This window comes from Streptomyces sp. NPDC001732, from assembly GCF_053596315.1.
Map to the genome: position 1 here is coordinate 28,674 of NZ_JBSFFY010000059.1, position 13,367 is coordinate 42,040.

Genomic DNA, 13,367 nt, shown 5'->3' on the forward strand with positions numbered 1-13,367 from the left:
CGTTCCGGCAGCGCGGCGGGGTGCCGCGGCTGGCGCCGCGCCCCCGCCGGGGATTACGGGACGACTCTCAGGTGCAAACGACCCTGCGCATGCGCCTCGCCCCCTCTCCTACCATATTCACGGCGCCTTCCCGGGAATTCCCGGACGGCTCGTCGTCCCATTGACGAACGGCCGCCGGGCACCGTCAACACACGCGCGTTGGCAGCAAGTGACGGCCATTCATTGCCATCGCCTCCGCACTGAACAGCCTTGACCCAGCAGGGCGGGTGCCTGTCTTCTAGCGATACCGAAAACCCGGACCACGACTGGCCGCGAACTCTGTTCCCAGCGCTCCCGGTAAATCGATTCGTTTTCCCACACGCTTTTCTCCCGAATCGGCGAGCAGTATTCAGCGCCCACAAAAGGAAGGTGGGTCATGTCTGTTCAACCCGCACGGCCTTCGGCCGCACGACCTCCGGTCGGCGAACCGGTCGCCGTCATCGGCATGGCCTGTCGTCTGCCGGGCGCGGGCGACCCCGAGGCGTACTGGTCGCTGCTGAGCGAGGGCCGGGAGGCCGTGGGCGCGACTTCGGCGGACCACCGGGCGAGCGGGGGCCGCAAGGGCGCCTTCCTCTCCGACGTGGACCGGTTCGACGCGGCCTTCTTCGGGATATCGCCGGCCGAGGCCGCCGCCATGGACCCGCAGCAGCGGCTCGTGCTGGAGCTGTCCTGGGAGGCGCTGGAGCAGGCGCGGATCGTGCCCGCCACGCTGAAGGACAGTCCGGCCGGGGTGTTCGTCGGCGCGATCACCGGCGATTACGCCCTGCTGCACGACCGGGCCGGGGGCGGCGGGCGGCACGACGTCACCGGCACGCACCGCAGCCTGATCGCCAACCGGGTCTCGCACCTGCTCGGCCTGCGCGGCGCGAGCCTCACGGTCGACTCCGGTCAGTCCTCGTCCCTGGTCGCGGTGCAGCTGGCCTGCGAGGAACTGCGGCGCGGCACGGTGTCGCTGGCCCTGGCCGGCGGTGTCAACCTCAATCTCCTGGCGGAGACCGACGAGGCACTGGACCGGTTCGGCGCGCTCTCCCCGGACGGCCGCTGCCACACCTTCGACAGCCGGGCCAACGGCTACGTGCGGGGGGAGGGCGGCGGCGTCGTCGTCCTCAAACCGCTCTCGGCGGCGCTCGCCGACGGCGACAGCGTGCACTGCGTGATCCTGGGCGGCGCGGTCAACAGCGGCACCGGCGAACACCTGACGGTCCCGGACGCGGACGCGCAGCGGCAGGTGATCGAGCAGGCCTGCGCGGCGGCGGGGGTGCACCCGGCCGACGTGGCGTACGTGGAGCTGCACGGCACCGGCACGGCGGTCGGCGACCCGGTGGAGGCGGCGGCACTCGGCGCGGTCTTCGCTCCCGGCCGGACGGCCGGGAGCGCCGAGCCGTCCGAGCCCCTGCTGGTCGGCTCGGCGAAGACCAACATCGGGCACCTGGAGGGCGCGGCGGGCATCGCCGGGCTGCTCAAGGTGGCCCTGTCGCTGCGGCACGGCGTGCTGCCCACCAGTCTCAACTTCCTCTCGCCCAACCCCCGAATCCCGCTGGCCGAGCTGGGCCTGGAGGTCGTCACCGGTACCCGTGCCTGGCCCGCGGGGCGCGTGGCGGGTATCAGCGCCTTCGGGATGGGCGGCACCAACGCCCATCTGATCGTGGCCCCCGCCCCGGGGACGGGGACGGCGGCTGCGGCGGCCGTCGCGCCCGGGGCGGCACGGCCGGTGGAGGGCCCCACGGTGTGGACGCTGTCGGCCCGTTCGGCCGCCGCGCTGCGCGGCCAGGCCGACCGGCTGGCCGAGCACCTGGACGCCCGCCCCGGTCTGCGGGCCGAGGACGTGGCGGTGTCCTTGCTGCGCACCCGGTCCCGGTTCGAGCACCGGGCCGTGGTCACCGGCTCGGGCCCCGAGGCGTTCGCGGAACTCGGAGCAGGCATACGGGAGTTGGCCGAAGGCCTGCCGGGGGCGGCGGTGGTCCAGGGGCGCGTGCTCGACGGCCGGCGGGTGTTCGTCTTCCCCGGGCAGGGCTCGCATTGGGCCGGGATGGCCCGCGAACTCATGGACGTGCCCGGCCCGTTCGCCGACCGGCTGGCCGACTGCGCCCGCGCGCTCGCCCCGTACACCGACTTCGACCTGCACGACGTCCTGCGCGAGGCCCCGGGGGCCCCCGGTCTCGACCGGGAGGACGTCGTACAGCCCGCGATGTGGGCGGTGACCGTCTCGCTGGCCGGGCTGTGGCGCTCACGCGGCGTGCACCCGGACGCGGTGCTGGGCCACTCGCAGGGGGAGATCGCCGCCGCCACCGTCGTCGGCGCCCTGGACCTGGACGACGCCGCTCGGATCGTCGCGGTGCGCAGTCGGCTGCTGCGCACCCTCGACGGCGGCGGCATGGTCTCGGCGGCCCTGTCCGCGGAGCAGGTCCGGGCGCGCCTGGACCGGACGCCGGCCCACGACGGCCTGTGCGTGAGCGTCGTCAACAGCCCGTCGGCCACCGTGGTCTCCGGTCCGGTGGACGCCCTGAACGCGTTCGCCGCCGAGCTGGACGCGGACGGCGTCCGGGTGCGGACGCTGCCCATCGCCTACGCCTCGCACTCCCCCGCCGTGGAGGCGATCCGCGACGAGCTCCTCGAAGCGCTCGCCCCGGTCCGCCCGCGCCCGGTGTCCGTGCCGTTCTACTCCTCGCTGACCGGGGGCCTGCTGGACACCGCCGGCCTGGACGCCGGTCACTGGTACCGCAACCTCCGCTCGCCGGTGCGGTTCGCCGACGCCACCCGGGCGGCGCTCGCCGACGGGCACGCGCTCTTCGTGGAGTGCACCCCGCACCCGGTGCTGTGCGGCGCGATCGAGCAGACCGCGGAGGCGGCGGGGCGGGAAGCCGCCGCCATCGGCACGCTGCGCCGCGACGCGGGGGGCCCTGCGCAGCTGCTGCGCGCCCTCGCCGAGGCCCATGTCCGGGGGGCCGACGTCGACTGGACGCCGGAGGCGGCCCCGGAGGGCTCGGCCGTGGTGGACCTTCCGACCTACGCCTTCCTGCGCGAACGGCACTGGCTGGACGGCGCGTCCGGCACCCGTCGTCGTACGGCCCGGCGGGACACGGCGACGGCACCGGTCGCCCCGGTGACGGCCACCGGCCCCACGGGGCGGTCCTCCGCCGACGTGGGCGACCTCGTGGTGACCGCCACCGCCGTCGTCCTGGGCCACACGGACGCCTCCGGCATCGACCCCGCCCGCAGCTTCAAGGACCTGGGCCTCGACTCCCAGGGCACCGTCGACCTGCGCAGCCGGCTCGGGGCCTCGACCGGGCTGACGCTGCCCAGCACCCTGCTCTTCGAGTACCCGACTCCGGCCCGGCTCGCCGCCCACCTGACCGCGCTCGTCGCGGGGCGGACGGACGGCGCGGCCCCGGACACCGGGACCACCGCCGAGGACGCCCACGGTCCCGGGAGCGACGACGGCACCGATGCCGCCGAGCCGATCGCGATCGTGGCGATGGGCTGCCGCTACCCGGGCGGAGCGGACACCCCGGAGAAGCTGTGGCGGCTGGTCGCCGACGGCGCGGAGGGCATCTGCCCGCTCCCGGACGACCGCGGGTGGGACCTGGACGCCCTCGCCGGGCAGGGGTCCGGCGCGACCGGTTCGTGCGCCACCCCGGCGGGCGGGTTCCTGCGCGAGGCCCCGCTCTTCGACGCCGCCTTCTTCGGCATCGGCCCCCGAGAGGCCCTGGCCATGGACCCGCAGCAGCGGCTGCTCCTGGAGACCTCCTGGGAGGCCCTGGAGCGGGCCGGGATCGACCCGGCGTCGCTGGAGGAGCAGCGGGTCGGCGTCTTCGTCGGCGCGATGGCCTCCGACTACGGCCCCCCGCTGCACAGGCCCGCCGGCGGGGCCGACGGCCACCTGCTCACCGGCACCGCGTCCAGCGTGGTCTCCGGCCGGATCGCCTACAGCCTCGGCCTGCGCGGCCCCGCCCTCACCGTCGACACCGCATGCTCCTCGTCCCTGGTCGCCGTGCACCTGGCGGTACGGGCGCTGCGCGCCGGGGAGTGCCCGCTGGCACTGGCGGGCGGCGTCACCGTGATGTCGACCCCCGGCCTCCTGGTCGAGTTCAGCAGGCAGGGCGGTCTCGCCCCCGACGGCCGGGCCAAGCCGTTCTCCGACGCCGCCGACGGCACCTCCTTCGGCGAGGGCGCGGGCGTACTGGTGCTGGAGCGGCTCTCCGACGCCCGCCGCAACGGACACCCGGTGCTGGCGGTGATCCGGGGAAGCGCCGTCAACCAGGACGGCGCCAGCAACGGACTGACCGCCCCGGACGGGCGGGCCCAGCGCCAGGTGGTGCTCGACGCGCTCGCCGACGCCGGGCTCACCACCGACGACGTGGGCGCCGTCGAGGCCCACGGCACCGGCACCAGGCTGGGCGACCCGGTCGAGGCCAATGCCCTGATCGACACCTACGGACGACAGAGCGCCGACGGGGCCTCGCACCCGGTGTGGCTGGGCTCGGTGAAGTCCAACATCGGGCACACCCAGGCCGCGGCCGGCGTGGCCGGCGTCATCAAGATGGTGGCGGCGCTGCGGCACGAGCTGCTGCCGGCCACCCTGCACGCCGATCGGCCCACGCCCCGCGCCGACTGGGCGAAGGGCCGGGTACGGCTCCTCACCGCGGACGTGCCGTGGCCGCGCGGCGGGCGCACGCGGCGGGCCTCCGTCTCCTCGTTCGGCATCAGCGGCACGAACGCGCACCTGATCGTGGAGGAGGCCCCCGCCCCGGCCGGGCCGGCCGCGGTCCCGCACGAGCACGACGACACCGCGCACCCGCCCCTGGTCTGGCCGGTGAGCGCGCACACCGCGGCCGCGCTGCGTGCGCAGGCGGAACGCCTCGCCGAGGCCGCCGCCGCGCCGCACCCGGCGGACACGGCTCGCACCCTGGCCGGCCGGACCGTCCTGCCGCACCGCGCCGTGCTGGTCGGCGCCGACCGCGACGAGCTGCGCGACGCCCTCGCCGCGCTGGCGGCCGGACGCTCCGCGCCCGGTCTGGTCACCGGCAAGGTCCGCCGGCCGGCCCGCACCGCGGTGCTGTTCACCGGCCAGGGGGCCCAGCGGCCCGGCATGGGCCGCGCCCTTCACGACGCCCGGCCCGTGTTCGCGGCGGCGCTGGACGAGATCCTCGCCGCCCTCGACCCGCACCTGGAGCGCCCGCTGCGCGATCTGATGTGGGCCGAGCCGGGCAGCCCCGAGGCCGCGCTGCTCGACCGGACCAGGTACGCGCAACCGGCCCTGTTCGCCTTCGAGGCGGCCTCCTGGCGGCTGCTGCGGGAGCTGGGCGTCGGCGTGGACTCCGTCGCCGGGCACTCGGTCGGCGAGTTCGCCGCCGCGTACGCGGCCGGTGTGTGGGAGCTGGAGGACGTGGCGCGGCTGGTGGCGGCCCGGGGCCGTCTGATGGACGAACTCCCCGGGGGCGGGGCGATGTTCGCGATCTCCGCGACGGCGCAGGAGGTCCTCGCGACCCTCGCCGGACGGGAGGACGAGGTGTCCCTCGCGGCGGTCAACGGGCCACGCGGGGTGGTCGTCTCCGGCACGCTCGGCGCCTGCGAGGACATCGCGGCCCACTGGGCCGGTCTGGGGCGGCGCACCAAGCGGCTGACCGTCAGCCACGCCTTCCACTCCCCTCTGATGGAGCCGGTGCTCGACCGCTTCCGCAAGGAGGCGGAGCAGGTCTCGTACGCCGAGCCGTGCCTCGCGCACGAGCGGGCGGCGGACAGCGAACGCCCCTGGACCGACCCCGAGTACTGGGTGGAACAGGTCCGCGCGACCGTGCTGTTCGCTCCGCTGGCCGAGCGGCTGGCGCGGGCGGGGACCGAAGTCCTCCTCGAAGTCGGGCCGCAGGCGCACCTGGCCGGGCCACTGCGCGAGTGCCTCGCGGAGCACGGCACGGACGAGCCGGCCGGTCCGGCGGGTACGGCGGGCAGGGCCGCGGTCGTCGTCTCGACCGCCCGGAGCGGCCGGGACGAGCACACGGCGCTGCTGCACGGCCTCGCCGGGGCGTTCGTCGCCGGTACGGCCGTCGACTGGGCGGCCGGCCTCCCCGAGGGCCCGCGCGCGGACCTGCCCACCTACGCCTTCGACCGTCGGCGCTTCTGGCTCACCGACGCGGGCGGCACCGGCGCGGGGCTGTCGTACCGCACCACCGCCGTGGCGGCCGGCGGCGGTCTGCTGCTCGACGCCCGGCTGTCGCGACGTTCCACCGCCTGGCTGGCCGACCATGTGATCGACGGCGTGACGGTGGTCCCGGGCACGGCCCTGCTGGAGCTCGCCCTGCGGGCCGCCGCCGCGGCCGGGGCCGCCGGGGTCGCCTCGCTCGCCCTGACCTCCCCCGTCGTACTGCCCGCCGAGGGCGCGGTGGACGTGCAGGTCGCGGTGGGCGTCGCGGACCCGCTGGGGCAGCGCACGCTGGCCCTGCACACCCGCCCGGCGGGGAGCCCGGACGCCGTATGGACCCCGCACGCCACCGGACGCACCGCCGCCCCCGGGGCCGCACCCGCCACGGAGGGCGCGGAGACCGGCTGGGCCGCGGCCTGGCCCCCGCCCGGCGCGAGCCCGCTCGACCTGTCCGACGGGTACGAACGGCTGGCCGCCGCCGGTTACGGCTACGGCCCGGCGTTCCGGGGCCTGCGGGCCGCGTGGCGGGCGGGCGACGACCTCTACGCCGAGGTCCGCCTCCCGGAGGCGGTGGCCGCGGAGGGGTCGCTGCTCCATCCGGCGCTGCTCGACGCCGTACTGCACCTGCTCGTCCTCGAAACGCCCGGTTCGCGGCCGGTGCCGTTCTCGTTCGACGCCGCGGAGGTGGTCTGCCCGGACACGGACGCGCTGCGGGTGCGGCTGTCCCCGCAGGGCGACCGGGTGCGGCTCGCGCTGTGCGATGCCAGGAACCGCCCGGTGGGCCGGGTCTCCGTCACCCTCCGCCACGCGGCGACCGGTTTCGGCGCGGCCACCGCCGGTGCGCCGGCGGCCGGGGCGGCGGCGGACGACGCGCCGGTCCAGGAGCGGGTGCTGGGCGGGGCCCCGGCACCCGTGCCCGGACCGACGGCGGCACCCGGAGCCGGGACCACGGCCACCGCGGAGCACTTCAGCCCGGAGTCCCTGGTGGAACTGGTCCGGGCGGCGGTCGCCGACGTGCTCGGTCACGGCGCGTCGGAGGAGATCGAGACCGACCAGCCCTTCACCGATCTGGGCCTCGACTCGCTGGGAGCCGTGGAGCTCCAGGACCAGCTGGAGCAGCGGACGGGCCTCTCCCTCGCCGCCACCCTCGTCTTCGACCACCCGACCGTCGCCCATGTCGCCGCCCATCTCGCGGAGCTGCTCGGCTCCGTCGGCCCGTCGGCCGACGGCGGCGACAGCGACGGCGACGGCGGCACCGACGGCGCCGCCGCGGACGCCGACCCGGCGCTCGCCCGGCTGCGCGAGGCACTGGACGACGTGACCGCCCTGCTGACGCCCGTGCCCGGCCCCGGGGACGACCCCACCGACGGGGCCGGGGACGACCGTCGCGACGCCACCGAAGCGCTGCTGCGCGACGCCCTGCGGCAGCTGTGCGGCGACCGTCCCGGCGGGGATCTGGCGGACGAGCTCGGCCTGGCCAGCGACGACGCCCTCTTCGAGTTCATCGACACCCAGCTGTAGACCGCGGGCAGCCGCACCGCACCCACACGTGAGCGACCAGACGGAGGAATGACCATGGCAAGCGAGGAGCGGCTCCGCACCTATCTGAGACGGGTCACCGCAGACCTGGCGGAGGCCCGGCAGCAGATCGGCAGGGCCGAGGAGCGCGCCCACGAGCCGATCGCGGTCGTCGGCATCGGCTGCCGCTACCCGGGCGGCGTGGAGAGCCCCGACGACCTGTGGCGGGTGGCGGCCGACGGTACGGACGCCACCAGCGAGTTCCCGGACAACCGGGGCTGGGACGCCGCGAAGGTCTACGACCCGGACCCGGCCAAGCCCGGCACCACGTACACCACGCGTGGCGGATTCGTGCACGACGCCGGGGAGTTCGACGCCGCGTTCTTCCGGATCGGCCCCCGTCAGGCCCTGGGCATCGACCCCCAGCACCGGCTCTTCCTGGCCACCGCGTGGGAGGCGTTCGAGCGGGCCGGCATCGACCCGGCGACGCTGCGGGGCAGCGACACCGGCGTCTGGGCCGGGCTGATGTACGAGTACTACTCGGCCCGGTTCGCCGGTGCCACCCCGGCCGAGGTCGACGGCACCCTGATGGTGTCGAGCACGCCGAGCATGCTCTCCGGCCGGGTCTCCTACACCTTCGGCCTGGAGGGGCCGTCGGTCACCGTCGACACCGCCTGCTCCTCCTCGCTGGTGGCGGTGCACCAGGCGGTGCGGTCGCTGCGGTCCGGGGAGTGCTCGCTGGCGCTGGCCGGCGGCGTCACCGTGATGGCGACGACGGACTCCTTCGTGGAGTTCTCCCGTCAGCGGGGCCTGTCGCCCTCGGGCCGCTGCAAGCCCTTCTCCTCGGACGCCGACGGCACCGCGTGGGGCGAGGGGTCGGGCGTCGTCCTGCTGGAGCGGCTCTCCGACGCGCGCCGCAACGGCCGCCCCGTGTACGGGATCGTCCGGGGCACCGCCGTCAACCAGGACGGGGCGAGCAACGGCCAGACCGCGCCGAGCGGTCCCGCCCAGGAGCGGGTCATCGCGCGGGCCCTGGCCGACGCCCGGCTCACCGCCGCCGACGTGGATGCGGTGGAGGCGCACGGCACCGGCACCCCGCTGGGCGACCCCATCGAGGCCAACGCGGTGCGCGCCGTCTACGGCCGGGAGCGCCCCGAGAAGCTGCCGCCGCTGCGGCTGGGCTCCCTGAAGGGCAACATCGGGCACACCCAGGCCGCCTCCGGCGTCGCCGGGATGATCAAGATGATGATGGCGATGCGGCACGGTGTGCTGCCCCGCACGATCAACATCGTCGAGCCCACCCGCCAGGTCGACTGGTCCTCCGGAGCGGTCAGCCTGCTGACCGAGGAGCAGCCCTGGCCGGCCCGCGAGAACGCGCCGCGCAGGGCCGCCGTCTCCTCGTTCGGCATCAGCGGCACCAATGCCCACGTCATCCTGGAGGAGCCGGAGCCGCTGCCGGAGTCCGTCCCGGACGCCCCCGGTTCCGCGAGCGCGCCGTGCGCCTGGGTACTGAGCGCCGCCAACGAGGTCTCGCTGCGCGGCCAGGCGGAGCGGCTGCACCGCCACCTCACGGGGCGTCCCGCGGTCGGCGCGCCGGACGTCGCGCACTCGCTGACCGCCCGTCGCTCGTTCGACCACCGCGCGGTGGTCGTCGGCCGCGACCGGGAGGAACTGCTGGAGCGGCTTTCGTCGTTCGCCCGCGGTCAGGACTCCGGTCCGGTGGTGCACGGGGCGGTGGCGCCCGGCGGTTCGCGCACCGCGTTCCTGTTCACCGGGCAGGGCGGCCAGCAGGCCGGCATGGGCCGCGAGCTGTACCGGGCGTTCCCGGTGTTCGCCGCGGCGTTCGACGAGGTGTGCGCGGCCGTCGACCCCTACCTGGAGCGGCCGTTGCGCGAGGTCATGTGGGCCGAGCCGGACACCGCGGAGGCCGCCGAGCTGGACCGCACGTACTACACGCAGCCCGCGCTCTTCGCGTACCAGGTCGCGGTCTTCCGGCTGCTGGGCTCGCTGGGCGTGACCCCGGACCGGGTCGCCGGGCATTCGGTGGGCGAGATCGCCGCCGCCCATCTGGCGGGGGTGTGGGACCTGGCCGACGCGGCCCGCATGGTGACCGCGCGGGCCCGGCTGATGCAGCAACTGCCGCACGGCGGTGCGATGTTCGCGGTCTCCGCGAGCCCGCAGGAGGTTGCGGAGAGCCTCGTGGGCCTGGCGGGCCGGGCGGGGATCGCCGCCGTCAACAGCCCGGGGGACGTGGTGGTCTCCGGTGAGGCGGAGGCCTGCGCGCAGGTGGCCGCCCTCTGGTCGGAGCGCGGCCGGCGCACCTCCCGGCTGACGGTCAGCCACGCCTTCCACTCGCCGCTGATGGAGCCGATGCTGGCGGAGTTCGCCGCCGAGCTGGCCACCCTCACCTTCCGCACGCCCACTCTCGCCCGGGAGAACAACCTGGGGCCGGACCGCGACTGGACCGACCCCGCCTACTGGATGGACCAGGTGTGCGGCACGGTCGGCTTCGCCGCCCTGGCCGGCCGGCTCGACGAGGCCGGGACCGGCACGTACCTGGAGATCGGACCGCGTCCCGTGCTGTCGGGGATGGTCAGGGCCTCGCTGCCCGACACCGGGGCGGTGGTCACGGCCGTGTCCCGCCGCAGCCTCGGGGAGCCGGAGGCCCTGCTCACCGCGCTCGCCGAGATGTGGGCCGGCGGGGCGCCGGTCGACTGGGCCGCGCAGGCGGCGGGCGGCCGCTGCGTGGAGTTGCCCACCTACGCCTTCGACACCCAGCGGTACTGGCTGACGGGTCCCGAAGCCCGGCCGGACGCCGAGGCGTTCGGACTCACCGGCGTGCCCCACCCGATGCTGTCGGCGGCGGTCGAGCTGAACGACGGCGCTCTGGTCACCACGGGCCGCTTCACCGCCGACGACCTGCCCTGGATGGCCGACCACACGGTGGCCGGCACCCCGATCGTCCCGGCCACCGCGCTGCTGGAGGTCGTCGCGGAGACGGCCGCGCGGGCGGGACGGGGCCGGATCGAGGAGCTGGCCTTCGAGGCACCGCTGCCGCTGCCGCGCAGCGGCCCGCTGGACCTGCGGGTCGTGGCCGGTGCGGACGGCTCGGTGCAGGTGCTGGCCCGCTCGGACGGCGAGGCCCCCTGGACCCGGCACGCCTCCGGCAGCGTCACCGAGGACGGCGAGCACGGCGGCGTGTGCGACTGGGCGGCCGTCTGGCCCCCCGCGGGTGCCACCGCGGTGGACCTGACCGGCGGCTACGAACGGCTGGCGGCCCTCGGCTACGAGTACGGCCCGTCGTTCCGGGGCGTCCGGTCGGCATGGCGGCGGGGCGACGAACTGCTCGTCGAGGTGCGGGTGCCGGAGGCGGCCGAGCAGACCGGGTTCGCGCTGCACCCGGTGCTCCTCGACTCCGCGTTCCACCCGTACGTGCTGGAGAGCGGCTCGGACCAGCTGCGGCTGCCGTTCGCCTTCCGGGGACTGCGGCTGGCCTCGACGGGGGCGACCACACTCCGGATACGGATGGTCGTCGGCGCCGACGGGGACCAGATGTCGCTGACCGCGGCCGACGAGCGGGGCGCGCTCGTGCTCGCCGCCGACAGCCTGCTGGTCCGCGCGGTCGACCCGGCCGCGCTGGCCGCCGCCGTCGGCACCGCGGGCGGCGAGGGCCACTACGGGCTGGACTGGGTCCCGCTGCCCTCCGCCCCGGCGGGCGGGGAACGGCGCTGGGCACGCCTCGGGGCCCCGGCCGACGACGGCCTGCCCGCCCACGCCGACCTGGACGCGCTCGCCTCGGCGGGCGCCGCACCCGACTTCGTGCTGTTCGACTGCGACGCGCTCGCCGCGTCGTCGGCCACGTCCCCTGCCGGGGCCGAACTGCCCGCCTCGGTGCGGGAGATCACCGGCCGGGTTCTCGAAACCGTGCGCGGCTGGGCCGCGGACGCCCGGTTCGACGGCTCCCGCCTGGTGGTGGCCGCCGCCCCGGACCGGCTCGGCACCGCGGCCGTGTGGGGGCTGGTGCGGGCCGCGCAGTCCGAACACCCGGACCGGTTCCTGCTCGTCGGCAGCCCCGGCGTGGACGCCGCGGCGCGGGCGCTGCTGGCCGCCGCCTCGGACGCGGACGAGCCGCAGCTCCTGATCCGTGAGGGCCGGGCGCTGGTCCCCCGGGTGGCCCGGCGGACCTCCGCCCGGGACGCGCGGGACGCGGGGCTCGGCGAGGGCACCGTCCTGGTCACCGGCGGCCTCGGCGGCCTCGGCGCGATCGTCGCCCGCCATCTGGTGGAGCGGCACGGGGTGAAGCACCTGCTGCTCACCTCGCGACGCGGCGCGGACACCCCGGGGGCGGAAGAACTCGCCTCCTCGCTCGCCGCCCTGGGCGCGACGGTCCGGGTGGAGGCGTGCGACGCGGCCGACCGCGACGCGCTCGCCGCACTGATCGGCTCGCTCCCGGCGGACCGGCCGCTGACCGGTGTCCTGCACGCCGCCGGGGTCCTCGACGACGGCCTGCTCACCGGGCAGACCACCGAGCGTCTGGAGCGGGTGCTGCGGCCCAAGACCGATGCGGCCTGGGCGCTGCACGAACTGACCGCCCAACTGCCCTCGGTGCGCGCGTTCGTCCTCTTCTCCTCGCTGGCGGGTGTGCTCGGCAACGCCGGACAGAGCACCTACGGCGCGGCCAACACCTTCCTGGACGCCCTGGCCGCGCACCGCAGGGCGCAGGGTCTGCCCGCGGTGTCGGTGGCCTGGGGCCTGTGGTCGACGTCCGGCATGGGCACCCATCTGACCGCTGCCGACGAGGCGCGCCTGGCCCGGGGCGGGATCGCGGCGCTCAGCGAGCCGCAGGGCCTGCGGCTGCTGGACATCGCGCTCACCGACCCCGACGGTGACGCCCTGATGGTCGCCTCCCGGTGGGCGCTCGCCGCGCTGCGGACCGCCGTGGAGAACGGTGCGACGGTGCCGCAGACGCTGCGCGGCCTGGTCAAGGGCGTACGGCGGACCGCCTCCGCGGGGAGCGGGTCCGAGCAGGGTCCGGCCGGCGGCGCACTGGCCGCCCGGGTGGCGGAGCTGACCGGGCAGGAAGCGCACGAGGCGGTCGTCGCCGCCGTACGGGGCCATGTGGCGGCGGTGCTGGGGCACGGTTCGCCGGAGTCCCTGGACCGCACGGCCGCCTTCATCGACCTGGGCATGGACTCCCTGACCTCGATGGAGCTGCGCAACCGGCTCAAGGCGGACACCGCGCTGGACCTCGACCCGACGCTGGTCTTCGACCACCCGACGATCGACTCCCTCGCCGGCCACCTGGCGGGAGAGCTGGTCCCCGAGGCGCCGGACCCGGTGGCGGAGCTCGACCTGACGCTGCGCCGCATCACGGGCGAGTGCGACGCGGCCCCGCCCGAGCTGCGGGAGCGCATGGTCGACAGCCTGTGCGCGGCGCTGAACCGCCTGGGCGTCGACACCGGCCGCTCGCACGCGGCGTCCGCGGCCCTGGACGGGGCGACCGACGAGGAACTCTTCGCCTTCATCGACGCCCGGTCATGACGTGGCGGGGGGGGGCCCCCGGGCCCCCCCCCCCCCCCCCCCCCCCCCCCCCCCCCCCCCCCCCCACCCCCCCCCCCCCCCCCGCAGCCAGCAGGCGACGGAGCAGGAGGGGGGGGGGGCGGAGAGGCAG

1 protein-coding gene and 1 pseudogene are annotated in these 13,367 nt (G+C 76.3%); both read left to right on the forward strand.

Translation table 11 applies throughout. The annotated features are described in order from the left end of the window. Nucleotides 1-415 precede the first annotated feature (415 nt). Entirely contained in the window at nucleotides 416-7,699 is a 7,284-nt protein-coding gene (locus tag ACWCXX_RS33205) for a type I polyketide synthase (RefSeq protein ID WP_451133802.1), read from the forward strand. Between the two features lie 96 nt (nucleotides 7,700-7,795). Next, nucleotides 7,796-13,237, forward strand: a pseudogene (locus ACWCXX_RS33210) (SDR family NAD(P)-dependent oxidoreductase); the annotation flags it as partial. Nucleotides 13,238-13,367: the final 130 nt, after the last annotated feature.

What these genes read in the sequence shown, in the direction of transcription:
- ACWCXX_RS33205 (WP_451133802.1), top strand. Translation starts at nt 416, where the DNA reads ATGTCTGTTCAACCCGCACGGCCTTCGGCCGCACGACCTCCGGTCGGC.